13 protein-coding genes are annotated in these 15,674 nt (G+C 56.9%); 3 read left to right on the top strand and 10 right to left on the bottom strand.

Going from position 1 to position 15,674, the window contains the following annotated elements:
- Positions 1-166 precede the first annotated feature (166 nt).
- Positions 167-2,464: a TonB-dependent receptor gene (locus tag AC2Q8J_RS15990; protein WP_424143026.1), complete on the top strand. Its 2,298-nt coding sequence runs from the start codon at positions 167-169 to the stop codon at positions 2,462-2,464.
- 71 nt (positions 2,465-2,535) lie between these two features.
- Positions 2,536-3,393 carry an alpha/beta fold hydrolase gene (locus tag AC2Q8J_RS15985; RefSeq protein ID WP_204995961.1) on the top strand — a complete coding sequence of 286 codons (858 nt, stop codon included), beginning with the start codon at positions 2,536-2,538 and terminating at the stop codon, positions 3,391-3,393.
- 23 nt (positions 3,394-3,416) lie between these two features.
- Here AC2Q8J_RS15985 and AC2Q8J_RS15980 read toward each other — a convergent pair whose 3' ends face one another.
- The 10 genes from AC2Q8J_RS15980 to AC2Q8J_RS15935 form a co-directional block, all read right to left on the bottom strand.
- On the bottom strand, positions 3,417-4,277 hold the full coding sequence (locus AC2Q8J_RS15980) for an acid phosphatase (protein WP_486451785.1): 861 nt from the start codon (positions 4,275-4,277) through the stop codon (positions 3,417-3,419).
- A 92-nt stretch (positions 4,278-4,369) separates the two neighbouring features.
- The gene (locus tag AC2Q8J_RS15975) at positions 4,370-4,747 is read right to left on the bottom strand and encodes a globin domain-containing protein (RefSeq protein WP_372878327.1); all 378 of its coding nucleotides are present in this window, start codon (positions 4,745-4,747) and stop codon (positions 4,370-4,372) included.
- A gap of 11 nt (positions 4,748-4,758) precedes the next feature.
- A complete protein-coding gene (locus AC2Q8J_RS15970; RefSeq protein WP_204995964.1) occupies positions 4,759-5,943 on the bottom strand; it encodes an acyl-CoA dehydrogenase family protein in 1,185 nt (394 codons plus the stop codon).
- A gap of 21 nt (positions 5,944-5,964) precedes the next feature.
- Positions 5,965-6,858, bottom strand: a complete 894-nt coding sequence (locus AC2Q8J_RS15965) for a VOC family protein (RefSeq protein WP_486451784.1) — start codon at positions 6,856-6,858, stop codon at positions 5,965-5,967.
- Entirely contained in the window at positions 6,858-7,934 is a 1,077-nt protein-coding gene (locus AC2Q8J_RS15960) for a 3-ketosteroid-9-alpha-monooxygenase, oxygenase component (protein ID WP_286695896.1), read from the bottom strand. Before AC2Q8J_RS15960 ends, AC2Q8J_RS15965 begins: the two co-directional genes overlap by 1 nt.
- Positions 7,935-8,088: 154 nt before the next feature.
- The gene (locus AC2Q8J_RS15955; protein ID WP_204995967.1) at positions 8,089-8,664 is read right to left on the bottom strand and encodes a Tll0287-like domain-containing protein; all 576 of its coding nucleotides are present in this window, start codon (positions 8,662-8,664) and stop codon (positions 8,089-8,091) included.
- Positions 8,665-8,750: 86 nt separating this feature from the next.
- The gene (locus AC2Q8J_RS15950) at positions 8,751-11,078 is read right to left on the bottom strand and encodes a TonB-dependent receptor (RefSeq protein WP_204995968.1); all 2,328 of its coding nucleotides are present in this window, start codon (positions 11,076-11,078) and stop codon (positions 8,751-8,753) included.
- 50 nt (positions 11,079-11,128) lie between these two features.
- Positions 11,129-12,520, bottom strand: a complete 1,392-nt coding sequence (locus AC2Q8J_RS15945; protein ID WP_204995969.1) for a D-arabinono-1,4-lactone oxidase — start codon at positions 12,518-12,520, stop codon at positions 11,129-11,131.
- A gap of 2 nt (positions 12,521-12,522) precedes the next feature.
- The gene (locus AC2Q8J_RS15940; protein ID WP_286840031.1) at positions 12,523-12,888 is read right to left on the bottom strand and encodes a c-type cytochrome; all 366 of its coding nucleotides are present in this window, start codon (positions 12,886-12,888) and stop codon (positions 12,523-12,525) included.
- A 40-nt stretch (positions 12,889-12,928) separates the two neighbouring features.
- Entirely contained in the window at positions 12,929-14,212 is a 1,284-nt protein-coding gene (locus AC2Q8J_RS15935; RefSeq protein WP_286840028.1) for a DSD1 family PLP-dependent enzyme, read from the bottom strand.
- A 230-nt stretch (positions 14,213-14,442) separates the two neighbouring features.
- On the opposite strand from AC2Q8J_RS15935, the gene AC2Q8J_RS15930 reads away from it, so the two are divergent.
- Positions 14,443-15,492: an AraC family transcriptional regulator gene (locus AC2Q8J_RS15930; protein WP_486451783.1), complete on the top strand. Its 1,050-nt coding sequence runs from the start codon at positions 14,443-14,445 to the stop codon at positions 15,490-15,492.
- Positions 15,493-15,674 lie beyond the last annotated feature (182 nt).

The raw sequence follows: 15,674 nt of genomic DNA, 5'->3' as shown, positions 1-15,674 counted from the left end.
TGGCCTCGCGCAGCGCGCCATACATAAGGAGAAAATTCATTTGACTTTTCAACAATCGTTGAATAACGTCGAAACTGAATTCAACAACCGTTGAATAACAACTTATACAAATCAGTCGGAGCCAAGAAAGCGACTACCCTAAAATATTCAAGCCACAGGTGTTTCTATGATAAGTATAAAAAGTGACAAAAAGCCCCTCGCCGCCCTCATCGCCTTGTGCAGTGTTGCTGGCATCCATCAATCGGCGCTGGCCCAGCAGGCCGTCGCCCTGGAAGAAGTACTGGTTACCGCGCAAAAGCGTGAACAGAACCTCCAAGAGGTACCGGTATCGATCACCTCGCTCAATGCACTGGAGCTGGAAAACAAGGGAATTACTTCAGTTACCGAACTGGAGAAAAATGTCCCCAACACGCAAATGCGCGCCAGCCGCGCCACCAACTCTACACTCACTGCGTATATTCGCGGCGTGGGCCAACAGGATCCGCTGTGGGGGTTTGAACCCGGTGTCGGCGTGTATGTCGACGATGTTTACTACGCTCGTCCACAGGCAGCGGTGCTAGATGTCTTCGACGTTGAACGCATAGAAGTGCTGCGCGGCCCGCAAGGTACCCTGTATGGCAAAAACACCGTAGGCGGCGCGATCAAGTACATCACTCGCAGAATGACGGGCGATGCCGAAGCGAAGATCACCACTGCCGTTGGCGCCTACAACCAACGCGACATGATGCTGTCTGCACAGCTGCCTATTCTCGACGAACAGCTCTATGTCGGTGCGGCTATTGCGAAACTCACTCGCGACGGTTTTGGCGACGTTGATACCGGTTATGACATCAACACCGGCACCTATAGCAGCAGCCAGGAAAACTACAACAAGGATGTGCTTGTCGCACGCCTGAGCGCTGAATACACGCCAAGTGATCGACTGTTTATTCGCGTCGCTGGCGATCGCACCGATGACAACAGCAACCAGCGCTGCGGTTCACAGTCCAGCCCCACCGCCCTGACGCATCCCGCCAACGGCCAGCCGTTTGAAAGCTCGAGCAACCCCTACGACGGCGCCTGCGGCACCACTCATAAATCCAATGTGGAGAACAGCGGCTTCTCCTTAACCGCCGAGTACGACTTGTCTGACAACGTGGTGGTGAAGTACATCTACGCCAACCGCGAAGGTGAAACCCAGCAGTTCATCGACTTTGACGGAACCCCGCTGGACGCCTTCGACGTACCCGCCAAGTACAGCGATGAGCAGGAGTCCCACGAGCTGCAATTTAACTACGGCAGCGGCCGTCTGGCCTTCGTCGGTGGCCTCTATTATTTCACCGGCAACTCAGCCGGTGCCTTCGACGTGGTACTCAATGGACTCGGCGGCACCCCATACATGGATGGCGACCACTACGATCTGGCGATCGGCGGTGATGTGGATACCACCAGCACCTCGGTCTACGCCAATGTGAACTATGACCTCAGCGACAGCCTGACCCTAACGGCCGGTATGCGCTGGACCAATGACGAAAAGAACTCAAACATTCAGCGCCTGGCGTATAACACCACTAACTCCTTCCCCTATAGCACGCAGCAGGGCTCCGGCTTTACCCACGGTGACCCGGCCAACGATACCCTGCTGGCAACCTTTACCGACATCAGCGATAAAGACGCCGACAAAGACTGGAATGAGATTAGCCCCAGTATCAAGCTCGACTGGCAGATGAACGATGCCGTGATGTTCTATGTGAGCTATGCCGAAGGCTTTAAGTCCGGCGGCTTTGATATGCGCGGCGACGCCAGCAAAAACCCGGATATCGCCAAAGGCTATGATCCGGAAACCGTTGAGACCTGGGAACTCGGTGTTAAATCACAGCTGTGGAACGACCGCATTCGCCTTAATGCCACCGTTTTCGATATGGCCTATGACGACATGCAACTCACGGTGCAGACGGCCCAACCCGCACCGGTATTCTTCTCTTCTGACGTTGTGAACGCCGGTACCGCCGAGATACGCGGGGCAGAACTGGAGTCACTGCTGCAAATTACCGATGGTCTGAGCAGCTCTCTCGCACTGGGATACATGAATGCCGAGCTCACCGAGGTGCAATCGGGCGGGCAGGATGTTTCCGACAGCTGGGAAATGCTCAATGCACCCAACTGGACGGGCCAGTTTGCGCTGAATTATGAGAAGGACCTTGGCAACGCCGGTCGTATCGCCTTGAACAGCGCCCTGTCTTACCGCGATGCATCGCGCAACTTCAACAACGTTGAGTGCAGCTGCGACCAGGACGAGTCCTATACCCTGCTCGACGCCAGTGCCAACTGGTACTCCGCCGACGAGCATTGGACGGTGAGTGTGTTTGTGAAAAACATCGAAGACAAGGAATACAAAACCGGTGGCTACAACCTCGCCTCAGGCGAGCTGGCATTCTACGGCGCGCCGCGCACCTGGACTGCCAGCGTCAGCTACGCCTTCTAATACGCGCCCCGTTGCCCGGAGCCAGACACGTTGGCTGCCTCCGGGCCTTTTTACTCTATGAGCTAGCAATTATGTCTAAAAACTATAAAGACTATTGGTATACCAGTAGCGACGGACTGAAACTGTATGCGAGGGAATATGGCGATGAAAACGCAGACAGTATCATTTGTATTCCGGGACTAACGCGAAGCTCAGCAGACTTTGCCCTGCTGTGCGAGGAGCTCTCGTCACACTACCACCTGCTCGCCGTTGACCTGCGCGGTCGCGGCCGCTCTGACTACGACAGCAACCCAGACAACTACCAACCCGCCACCTATGCCGCCGATGTACTGGCGCTGATGGACGCCAAGCAATTGGACAGGGTGAAGCTGATCGGCACGTCGCTGGGCGGGCTAACCTCGATGATATTGTGCGCAACATCGGGTGCGCGCATCCGTGGCGCGGTGATTAACGACATCGGCCCCGAAGCCAACCCCGAAGGCATTGCCCGTATTAAGGCCTATGTCTGTGCAAGTCCACCACCGGTCACCACCTGGCAGGAGGCTGTGCAGCGTACCCGCGATACGCAACAACGTGAGTACCCGCTATTTAATGATGAAGACTGGCAAACCTTTACCCGCAACCTTTACGTGGAAAACAGCGACGGCCAGCCGGTATTGAACTACGACCCCAACATTGCCGTCCCCCTGCAAGCGGACAGCGACGGCATCCCCCCTGACCTGTGGCCCCTGTTTGAGGCCGCCGCCGCTACGCCAATGTTACTGTTGCGCGGCGAGTTATCCGACTTGCTCAGCCGAGACTGTGTGGCGCGCATGCAAGCCATTAAACCCGATCTTCACGTCTTGGAGGTCGCCAATACCGGGCACGCACCCCTGCTAACCGAAACCGAATCGCTCACGGCCATTCGCGCGTTTTTGGCAGAGCAATAGGCTTAGCCACCCGGCAACCTATGCTATCGGTTCGCCGGCCAGGGCATTGCCTGCGGCAACGCGGACAGCGCCGCGGCCTCGGCGGCGCAATCATTGGCACTCACCGCACCAGCGGATCGCAGGGCGACAAGCTCTTTACGCGCGGCTGCCAGAGCCTGCGTAAATTCAGGGTTATTGTGAAGCGCGGCGACCGCTGCTGCACCGACCGACCGCCCCTCTAGAACATCGCTTTGCCAATGCACATTGCACACCACCCGGCTCTGGCCAAAGGCGCGCCCCCTGGCCAAAATCGCGTCCTGTCGCTCGGGCGCTAGCTCGGCGAGAATCAGCGCCCAGGCCCAGCCCAGCGCCGCGTGCCCCGAGGGAAAAGAACCATCCTTCCTCAGGTAATTCTCTTGTTCAGGGGTACAGCTGGCCTGGCCATTCACCATAAAGGGACGCTGGCGCTGATAGTGATTCTTCGCTGCGTAGGTCGCAAAGCCCGCATCGGTCAGGCTGCGGCGAAGCAAGCGATATAGCTGAGGGGTTTGTTCGGTGTTGATGGGTAAATCCAAGGCGCAGGAAAAGACGTCTGCGGCAGCGGGAAAGCGCAACTCTGCGTCGCGGCGCGCCTGTTGCCAACGCGGTGATTCGCGCAGCGTCAACACCTGTTCATTGATCGCTCGATCCAGGGCTTCTGCCGCACTGCCTTGGGCGGGTGGCGGCGACACCAAGGCCAGACTATTCGGCACCGCCTGCGGCGATAAATAGCCCTGCAAAATACCGGGCCGAAGCTCTGCTACGGGCGCCAGCGAAGGCACTGTGGTGGCCGGTGAGCAGGCGGCAAAAAAAGGCAGTACAAACACCAGCGCGGCAGCGCGGTGGAGGCAGCTAAATCGCTTCATGGGCAGTTCCTGTTGTTATTATTGGCAGTGGGGGCAGGCCCCACCACAAACGCTACGCCATCATGCCCTATCGCGCCATTGCCATTTTGTCATTAAGCCGCTGAGCGCTCCAACATATCGGTGATTCGTCGCAAGGCTGGCAACAGCATTTTTTGCAATAATTCGGCATCATCGCGCGGCTGCAGCGCCTGCGCGAAGCAGTCCAGCCATTGCTGACTGTGTCTGGATGCCAGCCCCAGGCCCCGGTGCGCCGCGGTAATGCACATACTGCCGTTGCGCTCGGTATACACGGGTGGCCCGCCCATCCAGCTGATCAGGTACAGACTTAGCTGCTCGCTTACCGGACCGAGGTCCGGCGTGTGCATGGCGCGAATTTCTTCATAGGCTGGCTCACTGTCCATCAAGCGATAGAACTCGGCAACAACATCGCGAATGCCACGTTCACCCAAAATCTCGTATGGCGTTTGCATGGCAACCTCACTCAAAGGAAGAAGTCCGTATTCGGCTGCCCCAGCATTGTAGCGCCCAAATTGCGGCCAAACTTGAAGGGGTTATTCGCCACGTGTTGGCGGCCAGCATTAATATCCAACCACGCGCGATTGAGCGGGTGACCGCAAAAGATTCCCTGTGCGCCACAGGCGATGAAAAGCTCGTTCACGGCATCGGCGCACTTGCGGGAAATGCTGGCGGCATGGAAGCGGCGCTGAATACGCTGCTCAATGGCGGGTGTGTCACCGGCCTCGGCGGTATTCACAAAATACGCCAGATCATCTTTGAGCATTACCCGGCACTCGGTAATTGCCGACACGGCATTGGCCAGTGCCATTTGCACATTGGGGTCTTTGGCTGCGCGTGCACCATCGTTCAAACCAACGCGATTGCGATTCACCTCAACGTAGCTGTCCACCACGCCCTGCAAGGCACCAATGGACGAGCAGGCAACCGCGCGAGTGAAAATCTGGCCGAAGGGCAAACGGAAAATAGCATTGGTGTTTTCCTTACAACCCGGATTGTCGCCGCTAAAACCGTCCGCACTGCGGTGGGTGCGGTACTCGGGTACAAACACCGGTTCTTTGATCACGATGTCGTTCGAGCCCGTTCCCTGGAGGCCGCTCACATCCCAGTTATCGACGATGTCATAGTCACCCAACGGCACCAAAAAGGTCCGGTAGTCAGGGGCTTCGCCGTCGGCCGCGGGTGGCACCATGCCCCCCAAAAACGCCCACTTACAGTGCTTGGAACCCGAGGAAAAACCCCAGTGTCCAGACAGCATATACCCCCCTTCGACACGTTTTACCTTACCCACTGGCATATATGAGGACGAGATCAACGTGGAATCGTCGTCGCCCCACACATCTTGCTGTGCGCGGTCGTCAAACATACCCAGCTGCCAATTGTGGATAGCGACTACGCCGAGTACCCACGCGGTCGACATGCAGCCCTCGGCAAGAGTTTGCTGCACATCAAAAAATTGCTGGGGAGGAAGCTCATAGCCGCCGTAGCGGGCGGGCTGCATAATCTTGAAAAATCCGCTGCGCTGCATCTCGGCAATGGTGGCATCCGGCAGGCGACCCAGTGACGCTGCCTCGTCTTGACGCTCAAGCAGGGCGGGAACCATGGCGCGGGCGTCGAGCAACAGCTGTTTACTACGGTTAAAATCACTCATTATTTTCTACCTCAATTCTTGCTAGTTGTCGGCGTGCTGCCAGTGATGGCCCCACTGTGAGGGGCGCGTACTAAAGGTGGGGCGGTAGTGCTGCCAATCCAGCTGCAATCCGCCGCAGCCAAACTCAATCGCAAAACCGCCTGGGCTATTTACATACACCGATACCATCTGGTCGTTGCAGTGTTTGCCCAGCGACGCGGCCACACCAACGTTGTGGCTGCGGCAACGGTCCATAAACAGTCCCAGTTGATCGAGGTCGGGCACCTCAAACATCAGGTGCACACAGCCACTCGCCGCCGGATTCGGATCTTGGTAAATGGCCAGGCTGTGGTGCCGGGGGTTATCGACATGAAGAAAGTGCAGGCCCTGCTCGCCCAGCTGCATGGAATCGGTAAACTCAAAACCCAACAGCCTGTGATAAAAATCGATACAGGCGTCAAACTCTCGGGTTGGCAACACATAGTGCCCCAGCCCCATGTCGCCGTTGAAGCCGGTTTCAAACGCGGGCACGCCGACCTCGCTTTGCAAGGCTAAACAGTCCAGCGCGCAGCTTTTCACCAGTTCAACTCGCTGACCGCTGGGGTCGTTAAGGGCCAGTCCGTCACGTATTTTGCGCTGCGCACATGCCGCCTCGCTTAGGCGGCTGACGTGCACGCCCTGCTCGGCCAAACGTGTACTCAGTGCCTCCAAGTCCTCATCGGCAGCAAGCTCCCAGCCCGCTGTATGAAAGCACTCACGCTCGCCGTGCACGACAGCCACTCGCCAGCAGTAAGCGTCCATTTTATAGAGGTCCCAGTCCACCGAGCGACCCGCCGCCTGCAGGCCAACAACCTGCGTGAGAAAGTGGGCCCACTGGGCGGTGTCACGGGTCTCGATCAGCACATAACCGAGAGCGTTAATGCGTGTCAGTGACATTACTCTGACCCCGCCTGAGCGTGGGGATACTTGATTCGCGTTTCGTGCTCTTTCAGCGCGGTGATGTTATCCGGGATGTCTGCAACGTCCATATAGAACTGGCTGTACCACTTGCGCAGCATATTAATCGGGCCGTCGCCGTCGCACATTAGTGGGTTATCAATGCGAACTTTGTTGTTCCAAATTTCAACGTCCTGCACGAAGGAGTCGACCGACATCTGCGTGTAGGCCTGCACTAAGGCGGTATTTTCCTCTTCACTCAGGCTGGGGTCTTTCTTAACCATGACGCCTAAGCGAATGATGAACTCCTCCATGTTTACCGGCACGTGGCTCACCAGCAGGTGGGTCGTGACTTCGCGCCCGTCCATCGAACCGACCATGGTGGTGGTCATATACGCGGGCCCTTCGTAGGTCGCAACGGAGGTAAAGCCCTGGCCCTCGTCGGCCAGAATATCGTGACCACCCGACATCACCTGCGTGTAGGTGTGCCCGTCTTGAATGTTTTTGAAGGTCTGCACTTGGGAGTAGTGAACAGGGCCGAAGTGCGCCATATCGGCCATGTTATCGACCAGCTCACGGCAGTTGGAGTGAATGGTAAATTCGGCAATATTCCAATCGGACCACTCGCCAGAAAAATAATCACTGTTGCGGCGTGGACGCTGCTCGGGAATGGGTGGGTGACCCTCCGGGTCGTGCCAGACAAAGGCGAGGCCGTTTTCTTCCATAACCGGCATCGAGGGAATCACTGCTTTCGGGGGAATGCGGTCGGCATAGGGGATATCGTCACAGACCCCATCGCCACCCCAGCTCCACTCATGGAAGGGGCAGCGCAGCGAGTTTCCGCACACTTTGCCACGGCTCAAGTCCGCCCCCATATGCGGGCAATACGAGCCGACGACAAATAGCTCGCCGCTCTCCTCTCCCCGAAACGCAACCCATTTACTGCCAAAATAATTTAATGCCGTAGGCTCGCTGCCAAAACTGCTGGCTTTACCCAGACAATGCCAGCCCCTCGCGTAGCGCTCTGGCAGGGGCTTGGTTTCGATGATGTAGGGTTCGCGCAGGGGCTTGTTCATGGCGGCTGTCCTCTGTGTTCGCTGTTGTCACCACTTGTGACAACTCATGGCACACAGAGTAAGGGGCGCCCCGCTACTGGAATTTGATATAGATCAACTGCGCTCAGCTGCCCATCCGAATGGACGACCTCCAAAAAGACGAGTCGAACACCGCCTATTCCGGGGCGATCAGGCTGATAGCACCGCGGATGTCTCCCACCGCATAGCCCGTCGCACGGTCTTGGGGATAGCGTTCAGACAAGGCTTTTACTACCGGTGGCGCCAAATTGCTGCCGTGGCAATTCAGGCATAAACCTTCCACGCCTTGCGCCTTCATAAAGCGATAGCGACCATCCTGCCATTGGCCATCGTTTAGCGCCGCGACCGCCTCTCCCTCAGCCTTACGCCGCTCAAAGTCTTCGAGCACGCCGCGCTCATAGGCGTCGGGCACCGCATTGGGGTTGCGCGCTTTGAGGCTGACTCGCTTAACTGTCCAACCCGTGTCCTGGCTAATTTGCGCGGCAATGGCCGGTGCAATATCCGCACATACGTTGATGGCATGGGCAAAGCCTCCCGACTTCACTGCTGCCTGCAACTGCGGCTTCAAGGTGGCACCAAAGCGCTTCACGATAGGCAGGGCCTGCGCTTGCATTTCAGCAGCACTGGGCTGGGACGGTTGCTGGGGCTCGGCGATGGCCGATACGGCAAGAGAGCCAGCAAGTATGGCGATGAGGGATGTTTTAACAGACATAAACGCGCTCCGAGGTGACATGCCCCACCATTATCGCCGTTTAGGCGAGCAAGTGGGCGGGACATATCGTCGCAGTGACGCCGGAGCTACCAGTTAAAGCGCAGCGATCCGTATACCTGGCGTCCAGGGTTTTGCTGAGCATAGTAGGTTCCCGGGAACAGCACCGAGTCTATCACCTGATTCTGAGTGCGCTCATCGCTCGCATTCTTCACACCCACGGTGGCACTCCACCACTCATCTGCGCTGGCAAGCGACAGGCGCAAATTAAGCTTGGTGTTAGCAGGTACACGGGTGTTGTCGTCGAGGTCGACATCGGTGTATTGCTCACCTTGATGGATGATATCCGCCGCGATATTCACACTGAAGGCATCGCCCAGCGTAAAGTGCAGGCTGGGGCTCAGTGTCGCGCTCACTTCGGGGGCAAAGGCGATGCGCTCGCCACTGAGGTCCTGGCGCTGATCAATGCCATCCGTGACCGGCGCGGGCGCGCCTTGATACTCGTCGTAGCGCGCATCAAGCAAACCCAACGACCCCGACATTGACAGCGGCTCCCAAGGCGTCAGCCACTGCCAATCCACCTCCAGGCCCTGCGAGGTTGCCGTAGCGGCATTACTAACGTCGAAGAACACGCCATTAAATGCCAGGACCTGTAGGTCCTCAAACTCGGTGCGGTACAAGGTGGCATTCACGCTGAGACTGCGGTCGAAGAAACGCCCCTTGATTCCCAGCTCCGCCGTGGTTGCATTTTCGTCGTCGAACTCAATGTCTTCGCCGGTGAACGAAATAGCATTGAAACCGCCGCTTTTAAAACCGCGACTCACGGTTGCAAAGACATTGGTTTCTTCGCTCAGGTAGTACATAACAGAGAGTTTGGGCGACACGTCGCGTTCGTTACGCTCGAGCCCACGCTTGTTGTAGTCCTGGGTATCCAGTAACAGCGGCGTGACACAGGCCAACGCGGGCAGCATGGTGGTACTGCTACAGGCCGACTCTCCCAAACTATCAATGCGCTTGTCTTCGCGATTAAAGCGCAGCCCCGGTGTCACCACCCAGTTATCGCCAAGGCTCAAACTGAATTGACCAAACAGCGCCAGCGACTCGGTGTTTTGCAAGTAGTGAAAACGGAAATGGTCGTCGGTGGTTGTTTGGGCCAGTAGTCGTAGCGCGGGCAGCAAGATCGCATCACTGCCTGCCATTTGTTGGGCGTCGTCGGTTCCCAGCCAGCTGCCGATGTCATCCCCTAATTGGAGCTTGGCATTAAGTTCGTAGTCCGACTCGAAGTAGAACAATCCAGCGACAAACTGCAAGTCATTCCCCAAGCCAAACAAGCTTTCGGCGTTACCCGTAAAGCGCCATTCCAGGGTGTCCTGACGGTAGTCCTCACGGTTAAACAAGGTGAGCAGATCTGCCGGTGAAACATCCATATCCTGGTCTTGCTCAACAAAAAAATCGCTGCGCCCCAATACGGCAACCATATTCAAGTCGCGCAGTGCGCCAACTTCGCCAAAGCTGTATGACAACTTGGCGCTGTAGGTTGTTGACCCTTTCTCCAGCTCGCCGTCTCGGTTCATGCTAGTGGTGAAGTCTTCCGGGTCATCTTCAATATTGGCATCAAAATCGGCCAGATAGTCGCGCGTATCCGCATCCAGTGCTTTTAGCTGCTTCGGCCAATAGGCCATTTCGGTTTGTGACTCCAGCGCAATGAGCTCGATCTCCATGGCATCGCTGGGAACAAATAGCAGTTTTAAGCGCTGAGCATCCTGCTCAGAAGCCTCTTGGTCGCGCCCGCTAAACTGATTATGCAATTGGCCGTCGCGCTGGGTATCCATCGCGGCAAAACGAAGGCCAAACCAATCGTTGACCATGCCCCCGGCACCCACCTCTACTCGCTGTTCACCAAACTCGCCTGCGCGCAGCTCGGCGTTGGCGCTGAACGCCTCGGTGACGGGGCGGCTGAATACGTTGAAAACACCTGACACGGTATTCTTACCAAACAGCGTGCCCTGTGGGCCGCGTAACACTTCAACGCGACCGACATCAAACATACCTTCGGTAAAATAACCGGCCCGCCCCATAAACAGCTCGTCTTGCACCAGCCCCACGGAGCTTTCAAAACTCGGATTAAAGGTATTGGTACCGAAACCGCGAATAAAAATCTGCGGAGAACCTGGGTCGTTATCGTCCATGCGAACATTGGGAACAAAAACCGACAGTTCCTGCAAATCGCCGATTGCGGCATCCTGCATAAACTCGCCGTCGACAGCGGTCACCGAAATAGGCACGTCCTGCAGACTCTGCTCGGTTTTTTGCGCGGTGATAATCACTTCTTCCAAGACCCGCGACTGAGCCTGCACGACGCCAGCCGAGGCAATACCAACCATGCACAGCAGAGGGCGAATAAATGCGGATTTCATCAATAATTTCCTTATTAGCAGCAGCTAGCTAAGCCGTTTAGCACGCCGTATTAGTCGCGCATGCGCGTCCCAAAAACAGAGGCCAGATGACCATTCAAAAAGCGCCCATCGGGATCGAGTTCTTCACGCAGCGCCGTAAAGTCCTGCCACTGGGGATATAGCTTGGAAAGCTGCGCCGCATTCAGACTATGCAGTTTCCCCCAGTGCGGGCGGCCCTCATACTTCCAGAATATGGGCTCAACCGCGGCAAAGAAATTGTGGTAGTCCAGCTCGTAAGACTGGTGCACAGAGATCGCACAGCCGTCGCGACCGCTGAACATTGACAGCGGTATATCATCGGCCTTGATATAGCGGTACTCCAGCGGCAAAAAGCTGTTCAAGTTCTTCTTGCGCACCAGCGCCATGATCTCTCGTAAGCAATCCGGGCCAGCCTCGGCGGGCACGGTATACTCCATTTCGTTAAACCGCTGATCGCGCACATTGGCAAACACCTTGTATGACTGGTCGATCACGTCGGGAAAATCCATCTGCTTAGCCAGCGTATTCACCAGCGATGCCCGAGCATTCGGAAAGCCCCCTGCGTATTTATGCACATTGCGCAACAAGCTCACTTTGTCGCCATCACCACCGCCCTCTTTGGGCAGCGTGTTCGGATCGTTAGTTTCGTTCAGTGTCACGCACAGCGAAACATCCGAATGCAGTATGGGAATAAATTCAAAGCGATCATTCTCTTTGCGCAAGCGGTCTACATCTTCGAGCAGTTCGTTGGTGTCCTGCACCCAGGTTTGCTCATGTACGCGGAACGGTTGCCGGTTTTTCATGCGAATGCGGGTAATTACCCCCAAGGCGCCCAACGAAACGCGAGCGGCGGAGAAAATCTCAGGATTATTTTCCGCATCGCAATCGAGTACGTCACCACTGGCGGTAATTAAGCGCAGACCGCTGACATACGCCGAATAGGAACCGTAGTCGATGCCGGTTCCATGGGTAGACGTTGCAATGGCTCCCGCCAGCGTTTGGTAGTCAATATCCGCCATGTTGACCAGCGCCTGTCCCGCCTCATGCAGGGGCTGCCCCATCTGCGACATGGGCGTTCCCGCCCAAAATTCCGCTTCCAGGGTGTCAGGGTTATGGCCGATCATGCCCGTCAGTTGCGCCAGTGACACCAGCGTGCCATCGGTCGGAACCAACGCAGAGAAGGAGTGTGAGGCCCCAACCGGCCGCACCACGCCGCGGCTGTTTTCCAGCAAGTCGGCAATGGCCGCTTCGCTGGTGGGCGCGACCCGTTGCGCGGGAATACAGCGCTGGCCACCGGACCAGTTCGACCACGGAATCAGTCTTCGACGCCGCGCGGCCGCCGATACGGGGCTCCAACTTGTCACCGCACCCAGGGCGGCGGCCGTTGAGAGTTGCTTAAGAACGGTTCTGCGAGTAACAGCCACAACTATTCTCCCTGTACACCAGCCATCAGTTCGATCAGTGCGACAAAGTCATCCTCTGAGCACTGGGGACACATGCCCATCGGCGGCATGGAATTAAAGCCATCTATGCTGTGATCCAACAGGGTGTCCATCCCCTTGGCCATTCGCGGCGCCCAGGCCTGGACATCACCACTGATCGGCGCGCCGGTACCGGCAACACCGTGGCAATTCATGCAGGAGCTTTCGTAGGTACGGCGCAACACCGGGTCGTTAATTTGTAGCGCTGCAATCGGTGCGGCTGCCTCGGCGGCACTTTCACCCGTTTCTGAACTGCAGGCAACCAGGCCGGAAAAACCGGCAAGCAGCAGCAATGCGATACGTTTTTTCATTGTTTTTTCCTCTTAATCCGCCGGGGTGCTCGCCAGCGCGTCAAACGTTTTGCGACATTACCGGCCACTGGTCGATGATTTTGCCACCGCGCAGTACCAGTAGATCGCCAAATTCAAGTAGTACACTCTCGCTAATCATCGGCCTTAAGAACACGTGGTCATCCACCTGCAAATTGGTTGCCGGGGAGCCATTGACGATTTCCTGGTTGGCGCTGTGGCCAAAGTTAGCGTTGAATTGCAGCCCCTGCGGCGCTTCGTAGTCTGCGCGCCAATAGCCGCCGTAAACGAAATACGTCTGGCGCTGATTGACATCCCACCACGAGAAAATAGCCGACTTATCGTCCAGTGCAGGCAGGCGAATTGGCCCTTCTGCCTTGAGCACCGGCGTGGCAATAAACGCCGCGGGGCGATGCCCTTCCAGGGTGGCAAGATCATAGTGGCTGGGCTTGAGCAGCGCCGTTCCCACACTCACTTCGGTACTCAATGATTCCCGCTCGTGCAGGCGATAACTCGGACTGCCGCCGGTATTTAAGGTAAGACTGCCCTGCCACATCGCCGGGTAGCGTTGCCGGGCGAGGTCAACATAGTGTTGATAGCTTGCCATGGCTTTATCGAGCAGCTCCTCGGGGCTCCCCAAAATACCCGGCACCCCCGCGCCAACATGGGCGTCGTAACCCATAAAGCCGCTAAAGGTCAGTTGCTCGGGGTGAGCGTGGATCAGGTCGAGAATAGCGATCAGCGCCTCATCACTATCAACACCACCGCGGTGAAGGCCAACGTCGATCTCAACGTTTACCAACATGGAGGTGCCCAAACGGTTTGCCAGCTCCAGGTATTGTTGCAAACGCTGAGGGGTATCTATTAACCACTGCAGCTGGCGAGAGGGGTCAAAACTACCGCGATGGCGCGCGTAAAATTCCTCGGCCGACTTAACCGGCAATGGCTTACCCAGCAGTAGATCAGCGTCGGGGATATTTCGTGCATCGTGATTCAAAAAGGGTTGGTGGAAACTCATGAATCGCTTACTCCCAGACTTAGCTGACACATAGTCAAGGAGTTTCATGCTGGGCAGTGACTTTTCTACAATGCGATAGTGCTTACCGGTTTTGGCCAGACTGTCGGTGACCAAGGCCAAATTATAGTCAACGCGATCCAGGTCTATCACCATCACCGGGCGCATAGGACCATTGCGCTGTAACTCGTCGTTAAGGCGGCGAAAATAGGCGTTATAAGGCTCGCCGTTGTCACCGGGGCGCAACCACAAGCCGCCCAGCCCTGCCGCCATTGTGGCGCCAGCGGCCGCTAATACCCGGCGGCGCTTCATAGCCTGCCTTCCTGAAATTGCCCGAACGTCCACACTGTATTCATTATTATCATTGCCTCTCCGTTGCTGGCTGCACAAGGGGTAGTTAGTGCATAGCATAGCTCGCTCTGACAAGGGCATCTTGACCTTAATGCCTGGAAATTGACCCAACTGTCCACGGTTGGCAGATGATCAGCGCGCCGGACTGTAGTACCTTAAGGCAACGATTCACAGTCCACACACGCCAAACCATGCACAAGGCCAGCCCAGACAACGATGCAATGCAGTACACCGTTGCGGTGCACTTCCTGCGATTGCTCACCGATTACTGCGACGCTAACGGTCTGCCTGCCTCACAGCTACTGGAAAGCCACGGCCTGCCTGTTGAACTGCTGGAACAACCCGAAAAACGCATCCCCTACCTCTGTTATGCAAGCATGCTCGACAGTGCCGCAGCGCAGTTGCGCGACCCGCACCTGGGCTTGCATATGGGCCAGTTCGTGCGGCCAGGACATGTGGGGGTGGGTGCGCTGGCGCAGTTCGCCTGCGCCAATGTAGAACAGCAAGTACAGCGCTTAGTGCGTTACTCGGGTTTAGATTACGACGCTTTCCGGGACGAGGTGGTGCACGAAAACGGCGATGTTGTGCTGCGCTGGCATTGTCTGTTGCCGCCGGAAATCGCCCTTAGCCACCACCATGCCGAGCTCAACTTCGCCGTTGTCAAAACCCTTGCTCCTCAGTTTACCGGCAGCGATATTCGCGCCACGTGGATCCGGTTTCGGCATCCAGCCCCCGAAGACAGCGAAGAATTGCAACGCTTCTTCGGCTGCCCGGTATATTTCGATGCCGACGTCGACAGCCTCGCCTTCCCGGAGGCGGCACTGGATTTGCCGATACAAATGGCCAATGTTCAGGCGCTGGCCATGCTCGACAACATTTGTGAACAGCAACTGAAGCAGCTAAGCCGGGCGCAGCCGCCGCAATGGCTGAAAGATTGCAAACGCAGCATTGCCGAGCAACTGCATAACGGCACCCCGGACCTAAGCCACATCGCACAGAAACTGGAGGTCAGCCCACGCAAGCTGCGGCGCCTGCTGGCTGAGCAAGAGTTGAGCTTTCGGCAATTGATCGACGAACTGCGTCAAACCCTGGCCGAGCAGTATATGGCTGACCCGGAACTGAGCCTGGCGGATGTCGCAGCACTGCTGGGGTTCTCAGAACAAAGCGCATTCCAGCGCGCCTATCGCCGCTGGACAGGCGAGTCACCGGGGAAAAGTCGCCGCTCGGCGCGCAGTGAATAAGCCCGGGCGTGTGCTAGGGCCTGTTCACACTAATCCAATTGTCACTGCTGGAGGTCATTTTTGCCTCCAGCTAGGCGCCAGACGCGCCGTTTAGTCACTCTAAACAAGTGGCTGGCAACAACGCTGGGGGCAAAAATGGCCCCAGCCCTATTGGTTGCGGCTAAAAAAGCACCACTCGTCGT

The organism is Spongiibacter sp. C9W (assembly GCF_057370015.1).
This window is presented reverse-complemented; position numbering and strand designations above follow the sequence as displayed.